This is a genomic window from Algoriphagus vanfongensis DSM 17529 (assembly GCF_000429465.1).
GTDB classification, from domain to species: domain Bacteria; phylum Bacteroidota; class Bacteroidia; order Cytophagales; family Cyclobacteriaceae; genus Algoriphagus; species Algoriphagus vanfongensis.
In genome coordinates this window covers 346,149-366,372 of the sequence record NZ_AUBX01000015.1, presented here as the reverse complement: position 1 = coordinate 366,372, position 20,224 = coordinate 346,149, and the positions used below count along the sequence as shown (strand labels likewise).

17 protein-coding genes are annotated in these 20,224 nt (G+C 43.9%); 12 read left to right on the top strand and 5 right to left on the bottom strand.

Annotation, left to right across the window (positions count from 1 at the left end; translation table 11 throughout):
- Positions 1-2: 2 nt before the first annotated feature.
- Positions 3-1,037: a Holliday junction branch migration DNA helicase RuvB gene (gene ruvB / locus G460_RS0114970; RefSeq protein WP_026956130.1), complete on the bottom strand. Its 1,035-nt coding sequence runs from the start codon at positions 1,035-1,037 to the stop codon at positions 3-5.
- Positions 1,038-1,156: 119 nt separating this feature from the next.
- Here ruvB and G460_RS0114965 point away from each other — a divergent pair, with 119 nt between their 5' ends.
- The 5 genes from G460_RS0114965 to acs all read left to right on the top strand — a co-directional run bounded on the left by G460_RS0114965 (position 1,157) and on the right by acs (position 7,111).
- Positions 1,157-2,221, top strand: a complete 1,065-nt coding sequence (locus tag G460_RS0114965) for an FAD:protein FMN transferase (RefSeq protein ID WP_026956129.1) — start codon at positions 1,157-1,159, stop codon at positions 2,219-2,221.
- Positions 2,222-2,331: 110 nt separating this feature from the next.
- Complete coding sequence (locus tag G460_RS0114960; protein ID WP_026956128.1) at positions 2,332-3,087, top strand: ZIP family metal transporter; 756 nt, start codon at positions 2,332-2,334, stop codon at positions 3,085-3,087.
- A 119-nt stretch (positions 3,088-3,206) separates the two neighbouring features.
- Positions 3,207-3,473 (top strand): DUF4212 domain-containing protein, encoded by a 267-nt coding sequence (locus G460_RS0114955; RefSeq protein ID WP_026956127.1) that lies wholly within the window; start codon positions 3,207-3,209, stop codon positions 3,471-3,473.
- 12 nt (positions 3,474-3,485) lie between these two features.
- Positions 3,486-5,171: a sodium:solute symporter family protein gene (locus G460_RS0114950; RefSeq protein WP_026956126.1), complete on the top strand. Its 1,686-nt coding sequence runs from the start codon at positions 3,486-3,488 to the stop codon at positions 5,169-5,171.
- A gap of 47 nt (positions 5,172-5,218) precedes the next feature.
- A complete protein-coding gene (gene acs, locus G460_RS0114945) occupies positions 5,219-7,111 on the top strand; it encodes an acetate--CoA ligase (protein ID WP_026956125.1) in 1,893 nt (630 codons plus the stop codon).
- 61 nt (positions 7,112-7,172) lie between these two features.
- Here acs and G460_RS23335 read toward each other — a convergent pair whose 3' ends face one another.
- Entirely contained in the window at positions 7,173-7,346 is a 174-nt protein-coding gene (locus G460_RS23335) for a hypothetical protein (RefSeq protein WP_169817518.1), read from the bottom strand.
- A 100-nt stretch (positions 7,347-7,446) separates the two neighbouring features.
- Between G460_RS23335 and G460_RS0114935 the strand changes: the two genes are divergently transcribed.
- From G460_RS0114935 to G460_RS0114920, 4 genes are all read left to right on the top strand, one after another.
- A complete protein-coding gene (locus G460_RS0114935) occupies positions 7,447-9,381 on the top strand; it encodes a DUF294 nucleotidyltransferase-like domain-containing protein (RefSeq protein ID WP_026956124.1) in 1,935 nt (644 codons plus the stop codon).
- Positions 9,378-10,046 carry a 3'-5' exonuclease gene (locus G460_RS0114930; protein ID WP_026956123.1) on the top strand — a complete coding sequence of 223 codons (669 nt, stop codon included), beginning with the start codon at positions 9,378-9,380 and terminating at the stop codon, positions 10,044-10,046. Before G460_RS0114935 ends, G460_RS0114930 begins: the two co-directional genes overlap by 4 nt.
- A gap of 107 nt (positions 10,047-10,153) precedes the next feature.
- A complete protein-coding gene (locus tag G460_RS22695) occupies positions 10,154-11,398 on the top strand; it encodes an LGFP repeat-containing protein (protein ID WP_051316058.1) in 1,245 nt (414 codons plus the stop codon).
- A gap of 18 nt (positions 11,399-11,416) precedes the next feature.
- Positions 11,417-11,902, top strand: coding sequence for a HEAT repeat domain-containing protein (locus G460_RS0114920; protein WP_026956122.1), 486 nt, complete (start codon positions 11,417-11,419; stop codon positions 11,900-11,902).
- Between the two features lie 30 nt (positions 11,903-11,932).
- On the opposite strand, the gene G460_RS0114915 is transcribed toward G460_RS0114920, so the two are convergent.
- The gene (locus G460_RS0114915) at positions 11,933-13,333 is read right to left on the bottom strand and encodes a DUF4403 family protein (RefSeq protein ID WP_026956121.1); all 1,401 of its coding nucleotides are present in this window, start codon (positions 13,331-13,333) and stop codon (positions 11,933-11,935) included.
- Between the two features lie 70 nt (positions 13,334-13,403).
- Between G460_RS0114915 and ytxJ the strand changes: the two genes are divergently transcribed.
- From ytxJ to G460_RS0114900, 3 genes are all read left to right on the top strand, one after another.
- A complete protein-coding gene (gene ytxJ / locus G460_RS0114910) occupies positions 13,404-13,742 on the top strand; it encodes a bacillithiol system redox-active protein YtxJ (RefSeq protein ID WP_026956120.1) in 339 nt (112 codons plus the stop codon).
- Between the two features lie 117 nt (positions 13,743-13,859).
- Positions 13,860-16,712: an outer membrane beta-barrel protein gene (locus G460_RS0114905; RefSeq protein WP_026956119.1), complete on the top strand. Its 2,853-nt coding sequence runs from the start codon at positions 13,860-13,862 to the stop codon at positions 16,710-16,712.
- 99 nt (positions 16,713-16,811) lie between these two features.
- The gene (locus tag G460_RS0114900; RefSeq protein WP_026956118.1) at positions 16,812-17,879 is read left to right on the top strand and encodes a BF3164 family lipoprotein; all 1,068 of its coding nucleotides are present in this window, start codon (positions 16,812-16,814) and stop codon (positions 17,877-17,879) included.
- Between the two features lie 109 nt (positions 17,880-17,988).
- Here G460_RS0114900 and G460_RS0114895 read toward each other — a convergent pair whose 3' ends face one another.
- Positions 17,989-19,428, bottom strand: a complete 1,440-nt coding sequence (locus G460_RS0114895; protein WP_026956117.1) for an alpha-L-fucosidase — start codon at positions 19,426-19,428, stop codon at positions 17,989-17,991.
- A 154-nt stretch (positions 19,429-19,582) separates the two neighbouring features.
- Positions 19,583-20,143 carry a fasciclin domain-containing protein gene (locus tag G460_RS0114890; RefSeq protein WP_026956116.1) on the bottom strand — a complete coding sequence of 187 codons (561 nt, stop codon included), beginning with the start codon at positions 20,141-20,143 and terminating at the stop codon, positions 19,583-19,585.
- Positions 20,144-20,224 lie beyond the last annotated feature (81 nt).

Sequence of the window (20,224 nt, the reverse complement as noted above, 5' to 3'; positions counted from 1 at the left end):
GTTTAAATTCCGTCAAACAAACTTCCAGTACCAGAGTTAGGCTTGATATCCAAATGTTTATAGGCAAGCTCGGTCGCTACACGGCCCCGTGCTGTCCGTTTCATGTAGCCTTCTTGGATCAAAAATGGTTCGTAAACCTCCTCTATCGTCTCAGCCTCTTCCCCACAGGCTGTAGCAATGGTTCCCAATCCTACAGGGCCGCCTTTGAATTTCTCAATGATGGTCATTAGGATTCTGTTATCCATCTCATCCAAGCCATTTTCATCCACATCCAGCGCATTGAGGGCAATTTTGGCAATGTCCAAAGTGATAGTCCCATTGCCTTTGACTTCTGCAAAATCACGGGTCCTTCTCAAAAGCATATTGGCGATCCGAGGCGTACCTCGACTCCTTCTGGCGATTTCGTACGCTGCGACTTCGTCTATTGGGGTGTCCAAGATCCCCGAGGAACGGGATACGATATCGGTGAGCAATTTAGCATCGTAATATTCCAGCCTGGAATTGATCCCAAACCTAGCACGCAAAGGCGAGGTCAAAAGCCCGGAACGCGTCGTGGCTCCGATCAGAGTAAAGGGACTCAATGAAATCTGAACAGACCGGGCATTAGGCCCGGAGTCCAACATGATATCAATGCGAAAATCCTCCATCGCAGAATATAGATATTCCTCTACGATGGGATTGAGACGATGGATCTCATCGATGAAAAGTACATCACCTTCCTCCAAATTGGTCAGCAAACCCGCCAAATCGGAAGGCTTGTCCAAAACTGGTCCGGAGGTAATCTTGATCCCAGCCTGAAGCTCATTGGCAATGATATGACTAAGGGTGGTTTTGCCCAATCCCGGAGGGCCATGTAGCAAGACGTGATCGAGCGGTTCATTTCGATTTTTCGCCGCCAACACAAATACACGCAAATTCTCAACGATTTTGGCCTGACCTGTGAAGTCTTCAAAACTCAACGGACGCAAAGCTTTTTCAAACTCCCTGTCTTTGGGGCTCATGTGCTCCTCATCTCCCTGCAAATAGTCTTCTCTCATGGATTTTCCTTAGCCTACAAATATATAAATTCAAAAAAGCCAGCACTTTCTTTTTGAGAGGGAATTTGAGTTTTAATCGAGGAATTAAGCCTTACCTTTGTCTCCAAATCCGAAATCACATGCGCCCCAATACCCGCAAAAACATCATTTACTCTATTGTGCTATTGATCATGGTAGCACTTGTCTACACTTGGAGAAACTGGGAAGAAGCACCTGAGGTAAAGCTGGAAGAGCCTACTCAAACCGGAAAAATCATCCTCTCCGGCCAGACAATGGGCACGAGCTACAAAATCACCTATTTGGATGAGCAAAATCGTGATTTTCAAAAATCAGTCGACTCCATCTTGGTCGTGTTCAATCAAAGCTTGTCGACCTACATCCCTGATTCGGAACTGAGCCAATTCAATCAAAAAGACACGTTGGAGTTTGGATTGCCCTATTTCCCAGAAATTCTCAAAGCTTCCAAAACCATCCATTCTCAAACCAACGGTGCTTTTGACCCAACTGTGGGACCATTGGTAAATATCTGGGGTTTTGGACCAAGTGGCCCTCAACTGAAAGACTCGGTGGATATCCAACTCATGGTCAGAAGTGTGGGATTTGACAAAATCGAATTTGATGAGAAGCGGGTCATCAAAAAAAATCACGAAATCTATCTCGACTTTTCTGCTATCGCCAAAGGCCAAGGGGTCGATGTAGTCGGTAAATTTCTGACAAGTAAAGGCATTTCGAATTTCTTAGTAGAGATCGGCGGAGAACTAGTAGCCAGAGGCACCAATGATAAAGGAGAGCTTTGGAAAGTAGGAGTCAATCGACCGGAAGAAGAGTCCAATTCATCCGAGCTGTTCAGCATCATCGCTTTGAATAACAAAGGGATGGCCACTTCCGGCAATTATAGAAACTTCTATGTCAGGGACTCTGTCAAGATTTCCCATACGATCGATCCCAAAACCGGATACCCTGTCAGGCATAATCTACTCAGCGCAACTGTCCTGGCTAAAAACTGCATGACTGCGGATGCCTTTGCCACAGCTATGATGGTCGTGGGGACAGAAGAGGCAATCAAATTGGCCGATTCACGGGCAGAACTGGAGGTATTTTTAATTTTCAGCAAACCTGATGGAGGCTACGGTACCTATACCAGCGAAAGTCTAAAACCCTACCTTTCCTTTATCACTGAATAGGAAATGTGAGTTTTTCGGAATTAAATGCAACATGATTGAATTATATTACCTTTGCGGAGGTTAAGAATCAAGCCTTTCCATAAAATCGACGGAAATGGCTCTCGGAAAGCATGGTTTTAAACTTTATTCTTCTTTTTCTGACTGCGATGATCGCAGGATCCTTGGTGTTTATTGCTCCTGCATTCAAAGACAAATATTTCAAATTGGTCTTGGTATTTGCGGGTTCATACCTCTTTTCGATCACCATTATCCACATCATTCCGGAGCTATTTACCACTGCTAGTAGTACCTCAAAAATGGGGCTCTATATCCTGATCGGATTTTTGCTGCAGCAAATCCTGGAATACCTCTCTAGCGGAATCGAACATGGGCACATTCACCTACATGATCACGGAACGGGCAAAGGAAGTGTTGTAACGGTGATGCTGGGCCTGTTTATTCACAGTTTTCTAGAAGGCACATTGCTCTCGCATGAGCATCTAATCATGGGAGTCCCTCAATCTATGGGACATGTCCACAGCGGCAAGTCTGTCCTTTTGGGGATTATTATGCACAAAGGCCCAGCGGCATTTGCACTGGCAGCGGTACTCTCTTCAGCATTGAGCCGCAAATGGACTTGGATCTTTCTGACGCTTTTCGCCTTGGCTTCTCCTTTGGGAATGCTCTTGAGCTCGGTTGTTTTTCAAAATGGCTGGCTGGACAAAGAAAGTATCAACATCCTCTACGGCTTGGTAGCAGGAGGATTTCTCCATATTTCTACCACGATTTTCTTCGAAAGCAGCCCCAATCACAAGCTTCAGGTAAGTAAACTTTTGGTGAGTTTTCTGGCTGCTGGACTCGCAATCATTTCGGAGTTTCTACTCTAAGCTGTCTTAGCATACCAAAGACTTTCTTAAAATTTTTAATTTTTCTGTCAAAGGGGTTGCATTTGCATACTTTGACCTGCTACTTTATATGCTCAACTTTAGCATAAGCAAAACAATCTATGCCATCCAAACCCAAAATAAATACAAAAGGATACTGGCGAAAAAATCTCCAGACCTTATTCATTCTACTTTTTATCTGGTTTTTAGTCTCCTTTGGCTTTGGTGTCCTATGGGTGGATGAGCTCAATCAAATCCGTATGGGAGGATTCAAACTGGGATTTTGGTTTGCGCAGCAGGGATCTATTTATGTTTTTGTCTTATTGATCTTTGTCTATGTCTACCGGATGAATAAGCTGGACAGGGAGTATGACGTACACGAAGACTAAGCTGCAGTAATTATGGAAATCCTTACTTGGACCTACTTATTAGTCGGTATTTCTTTTGCCATCTACATCGGCATCGCTATCTGGACTCGAGCCGGATCTACCAAAGAATTTTATGTAGCAGGAGGAGGCGTATCTCCTCTCGCCAACGGTATGGCAACAGCGGCAGACTGGATGTCGGCTGCATCCTTTATTTCCATGGCCGGAATCATCTCCTTTGCAGGCTATGATGGCTCAGTATATCTGATGGGATGGACAGGAGGCTATGTTCTTTTGGCTTTACTATTGGCGCCGTACCTCCGAAAATTCGGGAAATTCACGGTGCCTGATTTTGTAGGAGACCGCTACTATTCAAAAACAGCCAAGATCGTTGCTGTGATTTGTGCGCTCTTTATTTCTTTCACCTATGTCGCTGGACAAATGAGAGGAGTGGGGATAGTCTTTTCCCGTTATCTCGAAGTTCCCATCGAGTGGGGAGTAGTGATCGGGATGTGTATCGTGTTTTTCTACGCTGTTTTGGGTGGGATGAAAGGAATCACCTACACACAAGTCGCCCAATATTGCGTCTTGATTTTTGCGTACATGGTTCCGGCGATATTCATCTCCATGCAGCTGACAGGCAATCCGATTCCTCAATTGGGCTTGGGTGGTGAAGTATCGGATGGAACATACCTTCTGGACAAACTAGATGGAGTTTTGGCCGACTTGGGCTTTGCAGAATATACCTCCGGAAGGAAAGGCGTGATGGATATCTTCATGATCACGTTAGCCTTGATGGTCGGTACGGCAGGACTTCCCCATGTGATCGTCCGATTTTTCACAGTTCCAAAAGTAAAAGACGCTAGACTTTCAGCCGGCTATGCTTTGGTTTTCATAGCAATTCTCTACACAACAGCACCGGCTATCGCTGCTTTTGGGATTTACAATGCCATCAATTCTACTTCCGAGAAAAAAATATCCGAGCTTCCTACATGGATCAGCACTTGGCAGAAGACCGATTTGATCCAGGTAGAAGACAAAAATGGAGATGGTCTTGTCCAGTATCTTCCGGATCAAGAGAAAAATGAATTGAGTATCGACAGAGACATCATGGTATTGGCTTCTCCGGAGATTGCCGAACTGCCCAATTGGGTAGTGGGGCTAGTCGCTGCTGGTGCCATGGCGGCAGCATTATCGACGGCTGCTGGACTTTTGCTCGTTATTTCTACTTCCGTTTCGAGGGATTTGTTCAAAACATTCAAACCAGAAATATCCGAGAAAAAAGAGCTCCGAATTGCCCGAATAGCGGCTGCTGGAGCAGTAATTTTGGCTGGATATTTCGGAGTCAATCCTCCTGGTTTTGTAGCCCAAGTGGTGGCATTTGCATTTGGATTGGCAGCTGCATCATTTTTCCCAGTCATCATCATGGGCATTTTCTCCGACCGAATCAATAAAGAAGGAGCCATTGCTGGAATGTTGACAGGATTGGTGTTCACTTTGGCGTATATTATCTTCTTCAAATTCATCAGCCCTGAGCTGAATACCGCGGAGCATTGGTGGTTTGGAGTTTCTCCGGAAGGGATAGGCTCCATAGGCATGATTCTCAATTTTCTTGTGTGTATTTTAGTATCCAGCTTTACCCCTGCGCCGCCGCCGGAGGTCCAGGAAATGGTACAAGAAATCCGCATCCCGAGAGGAGCTGGAGAAGCCAGCCAACATTAATCGAATACAAGGAGATTCATCTCCGAAACAATAAACCTACTATTAGCATGAGTGATAGATTGCATACCCTGAGCGGTTATCTCTACGAGTATCAAAAAAGTGTGACCCAACCGGAAGAATTTTGGGCGAGAATTGCCGATTCATTTTACTGGAGAAAAAGATGGTCCAAGACCTTAAAATGGAATTTTAAAGAGCCAGATGTCAAGTGGTTTGTCAATGGCAAACTCAATATCACGGAGAATATTTTTGAAAAAAATATGTTTACCATGGCGGATCGTCCCGCCATCATCTGGGAACCAAACGATCCTCAGGAAGCAAGTAGAACCCTCACCTACAAAGAACTTTTCCATGAAGTTTGTCGCTTTGCCAATGCTTTGAAAGCAAAGGGAATCGAAAAAGGCGACCGGGTCATCATCTACATGCCGATGGTGCCAGAAGCTGCCATTGCCATGCTAGCCTGTGCACGGATCGGCGCTATCCACTCAGTAGTCTTCGCGGGATTCTCGGCCTCAGCTTTGGCAGATCGCATCAAAGACTGCGGAGCAAAGGCTGTGCTCACCTCAGATGGTAATTTCCGAGGCAGTAAAAAAATCGCAGTCAAAGGCCTAGTAGATGAAGCTTTGGAAAAATCTCCAGTCGATACAGTGATTGTTTACCAAAGAACTCATCAGGAAATCACCATGAAGGAAGGCCGTGACTTTTGGTGGCATGATGTCGTCTCAGGACAATCTGACACTAATGTTGCCGAAGAAATGGACTCGGAGGACATGCTCTTTATCCTCTATACTTCGGGATCTACCGGCAAGCCAAAAGGCGTGGTCCATACCACTGGCGGGTACATGGTCTATACCAAATACTCCTTCGAAAATGTCTTCCAATATTCCCCCGGAGATGTCTATTGGTGTACCGCAGATGTGGGCTGGATCACAGGCCACTCTTACATCGTCTATGGCCCGCTTCTCTGCGGAGCGACTACCTTGATGTTTGAAGGCGTACCGACCTACCCAGATGCTGGTCGCTTCTGGGCTGTGGTAGAAAAACACAAAGTCAACCAGTTCTATACAGCTCCAACTGCCATCAGAGCCTTGCAAGCCTATGGCACCGAACCGATTCAGGGATATGATTTGAGTTCTTTGAAAGTACTCGGATCTGTGGGCGAGCCTATCAACGAGGAAGCTTGGCACTGGTATCACACCCATATCGGAAAAGACAAATGTCCCATCGTGGATACTTGGTGGCAAACCGAAACCGGAGGAATCATGGTTTCTCCTTTGGCAGGAATCACACCTACCAAACCAGCCTATGCGACGCTTCCTCTTCCCGGTATCCAACTATGCATAGTCGATGCCGATGGAAATGAACTGACAGGAAATGGTGTTGAAGGCAACCTTTGTATCAAATTTCCATGGCCATCCATGATCCGAACTACCTACGGAGATCATGATCGATGCAAGCAGACCTATTTCTCAACCTATCCCAATATGTATTTCACAGGGGATGGGGTAAAAAGAGATCATGATGGATACTATCGAATCCTAGGTCGTGTTGATGATGTGATCAATGTGTCTGGTCATAGAATGGGCACAGCCGAGGTCGAAAATGCAATCAACGAGCACCCGAAAGTGATCGAATCCGCTGTCGTTGGCTATCCTCATGAGGTCAAGGGACAAGGCATCTATGCTTATGTGATCTGTGACATGACCAATAGAACGGAAGAAAACTTAATCCAAGAGATCAAGGATTCAGTGTCAAAAATCATCGGTCCAATCGCTAAGCCCGACAAAATTCAGATCGTACCGGGGCTTCCAAAAACCAGATCAGGAAAAATCATGCGCCGTATTCTGAGGAAAGTAGCTGAAAACAGCCTAGACAATATGGGTGACACCAGTACGCTGCTAGATCCTGAAGTGGTGAAGCAGATTATTGAAGGAAGGCAGTAAATTTAGACGTTAGCGGTAAGACAAAAGACACTAAAACTGGTGTCTTTTGTTCTTTTTAGCTTCAAAGTTTGGGAGTGTCATCCTCCTCTTCTGTATCTATTTCTATAGAGGATACGATGGAATCGGGAGAATCCATTTCTTGCTTATAAAAGTTATGAACCCCAACCATAAAGGCAACGATCAATGCCCATAGGAGATTCTTGACACTTCGAAAAACACCTCTTCCAGACTTCATTTATCTCATATTTAGCCACTTACGCTTCAATTATAGCTCCAATTTTTTTCCAAGACATTCTGTCAGCAATTTTCTGAATTGAAATCAGTATTTTCATCGCATGGCCAATGTAATCGTCAATCGAGTTCAGGAGTTTTTGAAACGCTTTCCTCCCTTTTCTTTTTTGAATCAAGCGGATCTTGAACTGGTGGCCAGCCAAGTGGAAATTCAGTTTCTCGCAGAAAGTGAAATCTTATTCAGAAAAAATGAAGTCGCTAGACCGCATTTCTACATCTTAAAAGAAGGCCAAATAGGTCTATATGATCACGATGAGCTCAAAGATTTTTGCGATGAAGGTGATGTCTTTGGCGTCCTGGCTTTGTTGGGCAAAAGGCCATATATCTACGAAGCCAAAATAGAGAAGGACTCTTTGGTATATTCCATCCCAGTAGCTGTTTTCGAAGAAATTTTAGACAAAAACTCCAAAGTTGCGCTCTACTTTGCAGCTGGATTTGCATCCGGCCAAGTCGTCATCAGGCAAGACTTATCCACAGGACAAAAAGCCCGAGGAGTATTGAAAAAAGAGAATCTGGACCATTCTCTCTTGATTTTCTCTGACCCCAGCCAGATTCAATTTTCAGAAAAAGTAATCCAAATTCTTCCATCTGCCACAGTGCAGGAAGCCGCTCAAAAAATGGCTTCTGCCTCCGTCAGTTCGATTGTCGTCTGCCAGCCTGATCAAATTCCTTTGGGTATCATCACTGACAAAGACCTACGGAATAAAGTAGTGGCCCAAGCCTTGCCATTGGATAGCTCAGTGGAGGGTGTGATGACGACACCAGTCATCACCAAAAAGAAAGGAGCTGGCTTCTCAGATCTGTATTTATCGATGATCAAAAATAGGCTTCATCATCTGATTTTGACAGAAGATGGTAGTCCCAATAGCCCTATTTGTGGGATTCTCTCAGATCATGATGTCCTCTTGTCCATGGGCAATAGTCCGGCAGTATTGATCCACGCCTTGCTCAATACAGAGGAGATTTCCGAAATGAAATCGATTCGAGATCGGGCGGAAACTATGTTGAGCTACTATCTGGAAAACGAAGTTGCGATGGATTTTGTAGCCTCTGTACTGACTGAGATCAATGATGTGATCATCCAGCAGGCAGTCAAAATCGCGCAAAACGCGTTGGCGGATCAATTTCCTGAATTGAAATCTCTTCGTTTTGCATTCCTGTGCTTGGGTTCAGAAGGACGTGAGGAGCAACTGCTGAGGACTGATCTGGATAATGCACTTTTATATGAGGATCCTCCACAGGGACTTGAGGCCAAGGCCAAAGATTACTTTCTCCAGCTTGGAAATAAAGTGATAGAGGCACTCGTAGCATGTGGGTTCCTACCATGTCCAGGAGAAATCATGACTTCCAACCCTAAGTGGAACCAGCCACTCAGCCGGTGGAAAAAACACTTTACCGACTGGATCTATACTCCCACACCGGATGCTGTTTTAAGTGCCTCCATTTTCTTTGACTTCAGGCCTGTCGCTGGACATACTTCTCTTGCCGAGGATCTTTCCCTGCATATCTATGACACCATTCAGAAGAAAAAAGATTTTCTTTCCTTTTTGGGACAAAATGCCATCTTGACCCCACCACCTTTGGGGTTTTTCAAAGATTTGGTAGTGGAAAAAACTCAGGAACATAGGGATCAGTTTGATATCAAGACAAGAGCCATGCTTCCCTTGATAGACTTAGCCAGGCTGCTCACCCTTAGCTATGGAGTGGTAGGTATCAATAATACATTCAAACGATTTGAAAAACTTGGAGAGCTTGAGCCTAGAAATGCGGAGCTTTTCACCCAAGCTGGCAAGGCCTATGAAATACTCATGAGGATGCGGGCGCTGGAAGGACTGAAACACCAAAATAATGGCAGGTATATCCGACCGGAAAATATGGGGAAATTACAACGACAGTTACTCAAAAGTACATTTGCTCCTATCGCCGAACTTCAAGAACTGGTTCGGGTTCGATTTCAGTTAGACTTGCTCCGAGCATGAGTTGGTGGGATATTTTTAGAAAAAGCGAAGATAGCAGAAGCTATGTGCGGGAATTTTTGGAAAAATCCAAGGTCAAGATTCCGGCTATTCGGAGGCTTGATCAGCTGAGATTTGTGGTACTAGACACAGAGACTACTGGTTTAGATCCCACCAAAGATCATATTCTTTCTTTCGGAGCCGTCAAAATCGAAAACAGCAAAATTCTGGTCAAGTCCAGCATGGAACTTTATCCAGAATCCAGCCGAAAAATCGGAAAATCCGCAGAAATTCATGGCATCACCCAGGTACCAAACCCTGTCCGACAAGAGGAGTTTACAAAAACAATACTGCAATACATCGGCAATTCTATCCTAGTCGGGCAGCATATCCATTTTGACAAAGCCATGCTGGAAAAAATCACTGGGATTCCTTCCATGCCTACTATCACGATCGATACGGCAAACCTAGCCTTGCGACTAGAGAAAGGACCTCAAGCCCAATGGAATCAAGTCGCCCAAAAAGACTATAGCTTGGATAGTCTCTGCGAAAGGTTTGGAATCAAAGCCGATGACCGACATACCGCCTCAGGTGATGCCTTCTTGACGGCACAACTTTTTCTCAAACTCCTGAAACTAGCCGAATCTAAAGGAATCCTGACATATGGAGAGCTACTCAAAACCTACTAAGGGTTTATTTTTAACATTCTGATATTCAGTTATTTAAATTGATTATTTTCTGAATAGTGCCTACCTTTTCAAGATCAGTTTTTAATCAATTCAAAATTTTTAAGCCTATGTCAAAATTCCGAATTGATCCGCAATTGACTCTCGATCCCACATTGCGGGAGAAAGTCATCAAGGATCTCAATTTTGTTCCGCTTCATCCTATCACAGTCAAATATTGGCAATTGGGAGGAGCAAGTGGCTGGCTTGGCGTTCACACTACTTCCATTCGGACTTGTCCGGATGGAGTAGGCCAGTTTCAGCATTATGTCAACGGTTCCATTTACTATCACCCTTCCGAAGGGGCGCATGAAGTACATGGATTGATCAAGGCCAGATGGCAATCCTTAGGATGGGAAAGATCTTTTCTCGGCTATCCCAAAACAGATGAAACAACCACACCAGATGGGATAGGGCGCTTCAATCATTTTCAGGGAGGAAGTATCTATTGGTCTCCGAGCACAGGTGCTTGGGAAGTTCATGGAGCGATTCGATCCAAGTATTCCAGTTTGGGATGGGAGCGAAGCTTTCTAGGCTATCCTTTGACCAATGAGACGACCACTCCAGATGGGATTGGTAGATTCAATCATTTCCAAGGTGGAAGCATCTACTGGACGCCTAGTACAGGAGCTCATGAAGTTCACGGTGCGATCCGTTCGCATTGGGCCTCCCTAGGCTGGGAAAGGAGCTTCCTGAAGTATCCCATCTCTGATGAGTTGGTAGTCTTCGGAGGTACCGGCAGGATTTCACATTTTCAGGGAGGAAGTATCTATTGGTCCCCGACTGCAGGCATAAGGGTCTTGAGGGAAAAAGTCAGAGTTCATGTCAAAATACTGACAGCACCCCAATCTTTTACCTTGGACGAGCAATTTGCAGCAATGCAGGAAGTATTTGCCATGGCTGGAATCAGAGTCGATCGAGCCACTACCCAAAACCTGAACCTCCCATCGCTCAACGATGTGGATGTAGGTGGATGCTTTATGGGTCAAACGACTGCAGAGCAAAACGCACTTTTTGGAAATCGTGATTTTGTAGGCACCAATGACTTGGTTGTTTATTATGTACGGAGCACCGTGCCTGGTTACAATGGTTGTGCGGCTTTCCCATCCGGAAGGCCGGGTTGCGTGGTGGTGAGATCTGCCAGTAGATGGACGTTGGGACATGAATTTGGACATGTTTTGGGTCTGAATCATGTCAATAACAACAACAGGCTGATGACTGGAAATGGTACTTTCAATATCACCAACCCTCCACCAGACCTGACCAACTCGGAATCATCCACGATGAGAAACAGTAATTTGAGCACAATGATCTAATTCAAAACCACAGAAATCATGGCAAAAAGAACAACAAAACCGTCCGGTTCCTTTGACGCTCAGGAGCTACTGGCATTTCTCAGATTGGATGAATTGGACTATCCTGCAGGAGCTCAGCAATTCGGGAAGGATGCACTTCCGCTACTCGCAGATTTGGTAGCCGGAGCGGATGAAAACCTAGCTATCAAAGCTGCCTATCTAGCGGGATACATCAATGAAGAAGGGTCTGCCGATATCTTGGAAAAGGCAGCCGAAAAAGGCTCCGCCCCAGTACGAATCGCAGCAGCTTATGGTGCAAAAATGAAGAAACCAGAGGTGGCAGAAGCCATTCTTAGTAAATCTCTGGATGACATTGATCCATCGGTCGTCAAATTTGCATTGAGGTCAGCTTCATCACTAAAGCTGGAGAAAAACCTAAAACCCAAAATTGACAAAATTGCGAAGTCATTTCAGGAAAATGACATTCTCGAAGAGGCAAAGTCAATTCTGAAAAAAATGAAATAATCAAAAAAGAAAGCCGGGCAACCGGCTTTCTCATTTCCAGGTGACGTCTATTTTTCCCTTCGCCTTCATCATCACCGTGATCCCACTCTGAGTTGGATAAAATCCCGAAGGCTCTACTTCCAATTCATCCACTTGCAAGTCAGCGATCCCAACACTCATCGCCAATCGATCTTGAATTCCGCTCATACTATCCTCCAATAAGCTCCCAACTGGGAAAACGGCCCGTTTTTCAATCTGTCGAATGATTTTTCTCTTTTTCAGAGCTATTCCCAGTTTCGCCTTGCTATCTTCACTGATGACTTTGAAATTGATATCGTCAAAGTATAAGCTTTGACTATCTGAATCGTAGGAGGGTTTCCCCACCACAAAAAAGCTACCCGCTAGCTCATCTCCATTCTCCCGATCAGCCACAAAGTCGCAGGTAATCGCCAACAATTCTCCAAAGGGTTGTGACCGAACTTGGTCCAGCGTCATGATGGTTTTTTTATCAGCTTTAAAGCTCCTCCCATTCAAATTTTCCCCTAAAAGCTGATCGAGCTCCTGGTAGCTCAAATCAAATGGGAGCTCGATTTCCACGAAGTTTTCAGATTCCTTGTTTGCCGTCAAGCCTGGAAGAGGAAAAGCCCGACTGGGGGCTGCATCTACCGGGTGAGTATTGATTTTACCAGACATACCTAGCCAGACATGGTAGGACTCATTTTTTCCAAAAAACTCCTTTAGTTTCACAGCTTCTGGCTGAATCGAGAAAACTTTTGAATTGCCATCCCAATCGACAGTAAATGCCTTGCCGGCCTGCTGCCATGCCAGCTCAATCATAGGTTTCAAGTTGACTAGTTCGCGATCTTTGTGAAGGTTATTTTCAGCCCAGCTTCTAATCTGTCTCTCCATCATTTGGCTCAGATCGACTTCCATTCCCAGCACATCCAGGGTCAGACTTCCCCCCAACTCCACCAATTCAAAATCATCCACACTCAAAGTCCAATCGGGATTGATTTGGGGGTTTACGCGAACTATCGGGGCAAAAGTCTCCTCAATTGGCACTTTCCCCTTGAAGAGATTACCCAAACCACCTCGCTTCAGACCTACCTCTCCACGGACTTCCAGTGGCATCTTCAGTTCGATCCGCTGACTATCCAGCGCGGTATAGGTGATCGTACCACTTCTTCTCAAGTTTAGATTTCCCTCTATCCCACTTCCGAAGTCCATCGATTCTTCATTGATTAGATTGACGGGGATTTGCGAATTGAATATCCGGTCCAGTGTAGATTTTGGGATTTCAAAAGGGACATTGACCTGCGATTCTGATGGAGGCAATTCAGCCATAGGTCCGGGATTAGAAATATCGAGACTTTTGCAGGAGGCCACCGAAAAAGAAAAAACCACCAACCAAAATGAATACTTTTGAAGTCCTATACTCAGGGTATGTTTCATAAACTCAATAGATGTCTTAAAAGGAACTTTTATTCCCCTGCAAGTATTGTCCCAAAAAAGAGAATCAGGAATGAATTGGAAAAAATTGACACAGGAATCCCAGTTGGAAGAGATCAAGAGCCTGAGTTTTAATCGTCCGGTTTTGATATTCAAGCATAGTACACGCTGCTCTGTCAGCAGTATGTCCTTGGATCGCATGCTGCGAAACTGGAAAGAAGGAGACGATGAAAAGCTCGTTCCGTATTATTTAGATCTAGTAGCCTTTCGTCAGGTATCCGACCGGGTCGAGGAAGTGTTTGGGATTCGACATGAATCACCCCAAGTAATCATCATCCGTGATGGCAAAGCCACGTATGACAATTCACACTTTGGCATCTCCTATCAGGACCTGATGGATCAAATTTCCTAGCTACTTTAAATGGCTTTCACGCCTTTTATCCTAGCATTCGTCCATTCTTATTTTTTGAGAACTGGGGACTAAACCTTTGCCTTTTTCATTCAGTCAAAGAGAGTGAAATTGCATTGTATGAAAAAGAACTACCCAGTATTGACCCTGATTTTTAGCCTGTTGCTGATTGGGTCGGTGTATGCCCAAAGACCTGAAGGTCAAAGGCCTCCCGAGCGAAAACTACTCGGAACAGTGATCGATGGATCGATCAACAAGCCCATGGTCGGGGCCAACGTCCAGATCAAAACCGTCACAGACTCTCTCCTGAGAGGAACTGTCACCGATGGACAGGGGAAATTTGAAATTATCCGTCCTAATATACCACAAGTAAAAGTTGAGATTACTTTTATCGGCTATAAGACGATCTCTACGGTCCACAGCTTCCGAGATGCTCTGGATCTGGGTGACATAGTGCTCGTAGAAGATGCGCAAGTATTGGGAGAAGTACTGATCGAAGGACAAACTCCTGTAGGGGAAATGAAGGGTGACACCACCTCCTTCAATGCCTCAGCCTTCAAAACCAAAGAAAATGGGATGGCAGAAGATCTCATCCGCAAACTCCCTGGAGTAACTATCGCCAATGGCGAGGTGCAGGCTCAAGGAGAATCTGTACAAAAAATCCTAGTAGATGGAAGGGAGTTTTTTGGATCTGATCCCAATATCGCTCTGAGAAATCTGCCCGCTGATGCAATCGACCGCGTAGAGGTATTGGATCAAAAGTCTGATCAAACAAGATTGACCGGATTTGACGATGGCACCTATACCAAGACAATCAATATCATCCTGAGAGAAAATCACAAAAACGGGAAATTTGGACGGATCTATGGTGGATACGGAACAGATGATCGCTATTCGGCAGGAGGGAGTTTCAATACATTCTCCGGAGACAGAAGAATCTCCATCTTAGGCCTTTTCAATAATATCAATCAACAAAACTTCTCCAGCGAAGACCTAGCAGGTGTCAGTGCCAATTCCTCTGGCGGACGAGGCCGTGGAGGCTGGGGCGGTGGAGGCGGAAGCTTCTATGGTGGCAATGATATCGGAACCATTACCACTAATGCGCTGGGACTAAACTACAGTGATAAGTGGGGTAAAAAAGTAAACTTCACCGGAAGCTACTTCTTCAACAATACTCAGAACACCCTGAGACAAATCACAAATAAGGAGACTGTCATCAACGAAAGCCTTTCTCAGCTGTATCAGGAAAACCTGATCAATACTGTTGATAACTATAATCATCGCGCCAATGCGAGAATCGAGGCTGATCTAAATGAGAAAAACTCATTGATCATCAGTCCAAACATCTCCTTTCAAACCAATGAAACCTACAGTGATCGGGACGCTTTGACCCTTACGAATGCCGGAGACTCACTTTCTGCTCTGAGGTCAATCACAGATGCCAAAACCACTTCCTACAACATCTCGAATAATCTTACCTATCGTTACAAATTCGACAAACCAGGAAGAACTCTTTCTACTGACATCTATACCAACTGGAACAATCGGGATCAGAACTCCGAATTACTTGCAGCAAGTAATGATTTCGGCAAAAATCTCTTAGACACAACTGTTCAAAATACAGATTTGGTCTATGCAGGATTCAACTACCGTGTCAATGTGACTTTGACAGAAAAACTGGGAGAAAAATCTCAAGCTACCTTGGGCTACCAGATCGGAAACAACAAAACCGATTCGGATCAGAAAACACGGATTTTGGAAGAAGAAAACCAGCCCGTTTTGGATACTGCTTTGAGTAATGTATTTATCAACAAATTCATCACACAACGAGTCCGAACTGGCTATGCCTATAACAATAATGGCTGGAACTTAAACTTCAATTTGGACTACCAAAATGCCAAGTTGGACAATGAAGCTTTTTTCCCTACCGAGGGCGTATTCAATAGAAGCTTCAACAATGTACTACCATCAGCACATGTCAGCTACAGAAATAGAGAGTCTGGGCTAAATTTCCGAGTAAGATATAGAACTGATACGGATGAGCCTTCTGTCAGCCAACTTCAAAATGTGGTCAACAATCAAAATCCATTGAGCCTAAGTGTGGGTAACCCTACCTTGAGCCAAAGTTTTGAACATAGCATCTTTGCCAACATCGGGAAATTCAACATGGAGAAAAACAGAACATTCTTCATGTTTGCCAACTTATCCACAACCAATAATTACATCGGAAGCAGTACCTATATAGCTGCACAGGACACCCTGATCAATGGGGAAATTCTATTGAGACCCGGTGGACAAATCTCCATGCCTGTCAATTTAGATGGGAATTTCAGTTCAAGATTATTTATGAATTATGGTGCTCCTATCAAGAAAATCAAGACTAATGTAAATCTAAATACTAGATTGGGGTATTCTCGTACACCCGGAATGATCAATGGTGAACTCAATAAAAACGACAATATCAGCCTCGGACAAGGAGTCACTTTCACTTCTAATATTAGCAAAGATTTCGATTTTACATTGAGTACAACTGGAACGTACACCATTGTAAATTCAAGCCTACAGGCAAATCTGGATCAAAACTATTATATCCAAGAGTCGAATCTGAGGCTTTATTATTCACCCAATGACGGCAAACTGTTCGTGGGAAATACTGTGAATAACAGTTTGTATAGCGGGCTATCTGAAGGCTTTGACCAGTCAGTATGGCTATGGAATATCGAAGCGGGATATCGATTTGCTAAAAACAATAAAGCAGAGCTGAAGGTAGTAGTCTTTGACTTGCTCAACCAGAATAACAGCATCAGCCGAACCATCTCTGATGTAGCTGTGACAGATGTCTATACCAATGTATTGACAAGATATGGTCTATTGACATTCACTTATATCATCGGCAATTTCAAAGCTCAAGAAGACGGAGATCGTCCAAGAGGTCCATTCCCAGGACCGCCTAGAGGTGGTAGAACTTGGTAATCGCGCAGTAAATTGAAAAGTAAGAAATACCGAAACTTCACTTTCGGTATTTCTTTTTTGCCCTTCTTTACGTACTTTACGTAATACAACTATTTAATCATGAGATTTTTCCAGCTTATTTTATTCCTTTCAATCTCCTGCTCTTGCTCGGAAAAAAGTACAGACAAGTCTACGGTGTTACTTGCATTGACCGACTTTGAAGAGATCAGCTTGACATCAGAAAAATACTTTTTTGAAGAAATTCTAAACGCAAGTGGAATGGTACTTTCAGGCAACAAAATTATTGTAGGAGAATATCATAATGTCCCTGAGGAATCTCCGAGAATACATATTATTGACCCAAAGGACTGGACTTACCTCTATGCAAAAGGCAGACATGGACAAGGCCCTCTGGAGACTTTTGACCCGTTATTTATCCCTTCGTCAGATACTACACTGTTTTGGGTATTCGATTACAACAATAAAAAATATTCAACATTCAAGTTTCAGGATACTGGTCTTCTGGCCGACTCAGATATCAAAATCCCAGATCCTAGTTTAAAAATGATCAGGCATTCTTTTGCTCCAAATGGAAACTTGCTTGGCGTACCGATCGAAGGGGATAATAAAATCTATGAGCTTGATGTTAATAAAATCTTGATTGGGAAATATGGTGAGTACGAAAATTTGGAGGATTATCCCGACCTAACACAAACTCAGTTAAGCTTGTTAAGCGCAGGCAGGTTTGGCGGCAATGAAGAAAACGGAAAATATGTAAGAACGAGTTTGCATCGTGACCTGTTTGAAATATTTGATTACAAGACGAAAAAATTTATTTCGGTGATCGGTCCAGATCTGAGCCTACCAAAATTTGAGTTTCACAAATCTCAGTTTGGAGAGGCAGTAATTATTAGCCCAGAAGAGCCTAAAAGATATGGTGAAGTATTCATTTCTAGTAACCGAATATTTATAGCCTATTCAGATTATTCCTACTTGGATTACGCCAAAAGTGGCCTAGTATCAAAAGAAGTCCGAGTTTTTGATTTGCAGGGGAAGCCTTTGGTGAGGATCTTTTTGGATAGATCAATTTCTAAAATCGCCATCAACGAAGAGGCCAATGAACTCTATGGACTCACTACTGACGAAGATCCAGGGATCGCTGTATTTCAGCTTCCAATGGACTTATAAATCAAAAAATCAATTAATAATTTCAGACTGAGGGAAATCGCAAGGTCTTTTCTTTGAATTCAAATAGACTTCGACTCCGCTCAGTCTGACAATTTTGTAATTAGAGAAATTACTCTCCCGAATAAGTCAACACAACAGCTGGTGATTCTGCCAATTTGCTTTGAAGACTTCTAGGAATAGAAACTACCGTTTTCCCATCTACAGTTTTCCACTTGAGATTTCCTTTCTGACCAAGCAGTTGGATTTTAGAGCCTTTCTTAGGCGGGTTCAAGCTCCAAGAAATACTTTCTCCAAGAGTCTCTCCTTCTTGAATAGGCAAAATCGCATAGAGCTCTTTTTCCTTTCCTTGCGTAAAATACATAGCTCCATCCTGGAAGGATTCTATAGCTCTTGTTCCATAGATTCCTTGTCCATTTACGTCAAGCCATTTTCCGATTTCCTCCAGTCTGGAAACCTGCTCCGGAAGGAAAACCCCATCTGCCGTAGGACCGACACCAAGCAAAAGGTTTCCGCCTTTGGCCACAATTTCAATCAGAAGATGAATCACTTTTCGAGAAGGTTTAAACTTATCATTGGGCACATATCCCCAAGCCCCACCGAGTGTAATACAGCTTTCCCAGGGATCTGAAGACATGGTATCAGGAATTCCTTGCTCAGGTGTGCGGTAGTTTTCGAATGGACCATGAACCGTTCTATCCACGATCAACATTCCTTCCTGGTTTTTGCGGGCCATTTCTGCGACTTTTGGCATGTTGATTTCCTGCGAAAACTCAGGAATCGGTGCTCCCCAGCTCAAGACTTCCTCATTGATTGTTTCTTTGGGACGAACCCATCCGCCATCTAGCCAAAGGATATCAATCGAGCCGTAATCACTGGTGATTTCATTGAGTTGGTTGTGGGTGAAGTTGACAAACTGGTTCCATCTCCAAGGGTTTTTGCGAATGTCATAGTTGACATTTCTGTCTGGCGTAGCATAATAGTCCCACCAAAAATACTGGGAATGCCAGTCTGGTTTGGAATAGTAGGCTCCGATCATCATGTCTTTGTCCCGAAAGGCTTGAAAAACATGCTTGGCCACATTGGACTTTGGATGATTTTTGAATGGACCATCGGTGATTTTATAGTCCGTAAACTGCGTGTCAAACATATTGAAGCCATCATGATGCTTGGTCGTGAAGACTACATATTTCATCCCTGCTTTGTCGGCAGCATCAGCCCATTGTTCCGGGTTGAAACCTTGCGGATTGAACTCATCCTTCAAGCCGAAATACCACTTTTTGTAATCCTGATACGTCTGAGTGGTGTCTTTGCGACGAATCCAATCTTCATTGTTGATACTCCAAGATTCGACGATTCCAGGGACTGCATAGATTCCCCAATGGATCAAAATCCCAAACTTCTGATCTCTCCATTGCTCCAGTTTTTCTTGGACTTTGGGATCGGTAGGGTATTCGTATTCGCTAGAAGTAGGGTGTAGGGTATTCTGGGCAGCCGCACTCCAGGCCAGCCCAAAAGCCATCCCAAGAATGGCAAGAGACTTTCTGATCATATTACAAAATGGGAACTAGTACAATGCTCTAAAGGTAAAAGGGAAATCAAGCCTCTCCAAGAAAAAATTAGGGCATTTGCCTAAAATTTGCTCACAAAAAAAGCTTGAAGGGTTTCTTCAAGCTTTTTAAAAGTCTAAAAATCGTTTGTTCAACTTACATTTTTGGCAAAACAACAGTGTCCACTGAATGGATCACTCCATTGGATTGCCATACATCTGGAATAGTGACCTTAGATGAGTTACCGTTTTCATCCATGATATACAGTTTTTTTCCTTTCATCCAGGCAGTGAGTTTACCTCCTTGCACAGTAGTAAAGACTGCTTTACCATCCCCTTTTTTGATTGCTTCGGCTATATCCTTAGATCCCATTTTACCTGCCACTACATGATAAGTCAAGACTGCAGTCAATTGCGCTTTGTTTTCTGGTTTCAGAAGATTCTCCACAGTACCATCTGGCAGTTTTTCAAAGGCTGAGTTTTCAGGCGCAAAAACAGTAAATGGTCCTTTACCCTGCAAGGTCTCCACCAGACCAGCTGCCTTTACGGCTGCTACCAGCGTGGTGTGATCAGCAGAATTCACTGCGTTTTCGACGATGTTTTTAGATGGATACATAGCCGCTCCACCGACTTCTACAGTCTCTTCCATTTGTGCAAAAGCGAGGTTGGCTGTAAAGAATGCGAATGCTACAAGAGCAATTTTTAAGAAATTTTTCATGGTTTGCGTAGTTTTAGTATTTGATTGGAATTACGAGTTCAAACATTTAATTGGATTGAGCAGATTTAGAATTGAGCAAGA

Excerpts from the sequence above, each read along its gene's own strand:
- G460_RS0114935 (WP_026956124.1), top strand. The coding sequence starts at position 7,447 with ATGGCCAATGTAATCGTCAATCGAGTTCAGGAGTTTTTGAAACGCTTT.
- G460_RS0114955 (WP_026956127.1), top strand. The coding sequence starts at position 3,207 with ATGCCATCCAAACCCAAAATAAATACAAAAGGATACTGGCGAAAAAAT.
- ruvB (WP_026956130.1), bottom strand. The coding sequence starts at position 1,037 with ATGAGAGAAGACTATTTGCAGGGAGATGAGGAGCACATGAGCCCCAAA.
- G460_RS0114930 (WP_026956123.1), top strand. The coding sequence starts at position 9,378 with ATGAGTTGGTGGGATATTTTTAGAAAAAGCGAAGATAGCAGAAGCTAT.
- G460_RS0114950 (WP_026956126.1), top strand. The coding sequence starts at position 3,486 with ATGGAAATCCTTACTTGGACCTACTTATTAGTCGGTATTTCTTTTGCC.
- ytxJ (WP_026956120.1), top strand. The coding sequence starts at position 13,404 with ATGAATTGGAAAAAATTGACACAGGAATCCCAGTTGGAAGAGATCAAG.
- G460_RS0114895 (WP_026956117.1), bottom strand. The coding sequence starts at position 19,428 with ATGATCAGAAAGTCTCTTGCCATTCTTGGGATGGCTTTTGGGCTGGCC.
- G460_RS0114960 (WP_026956128.1), top strand. The coding sequence starts at position 2,332 with ATGGTTTTAAACTTTATTCTTCTTTTTCTGACTGCGATGATCGCAGGA.
- G460_RS0114890 (WP_026956116.1), bottom strand. The coding sequence starts at position 20,143 with ATGAAAAATTTCTTAAAAATTGCTCTTGTAGCATTCGCATTCTTTACA.
- G460_RS0114965 (WP_026956129.1), top strand. The coding sequence starts at position 1,157 with ATGCGCCCCAATACCCGCAAAAACATCATTTACTCTATTGTGCTATTG.
- G460_RS0114905 (WP_026956119.1), top strand. The coding sequence starts at position 13,860 with ATGAAAAAGAACTACCCAGTATTGACCCTGATTTTTAGCCTGTTGCTG.
- G460_RS0114920 (WP_026956122.1), top strand. The coding sequence starts at position 11,417 with ATGGCAAAAAGAACAACAAAACCGTCCGGTTCCTTTGACGCTCAGGAG.
- G460_RS0114915 (WP_026956121.1), bottom strand. The coding sequence starts at position 13,333 with ATGAAACATACCCTGAGTATAGGACTTCAAAAGTATTCATTTTGGTTG.
- acs (WP_026956125.1), top strand. The coding sequence starts at position 5,219 with ATGAGTGATAGATTGCATACCCTGAGCGGTTATCTCTACGAGTATCAA.
- G460_RS22695 (WP_051316058.1), top strand. The coding sequence starts at position 10,154 with ATGTCAAAATTCCGAATTGATCCGCAATTGACTCTCGATCCCACATTG.
- G460_RS0114900 (WP_026956118.1), top strand. The coding sequence starts at position 16,812 with ATGAGATTTTTCCAGCTTATTTTATTCCTTTCAATCTCCTGCTCTTGC.
- G460_RS23335 (WP_169817518.1), bottom strand. The coding sequence starts at position 7,346 with ATGAAGTCTGGAAGAGGTGTTTTTCGAAGTGTCAAGAATCTCCTATGG.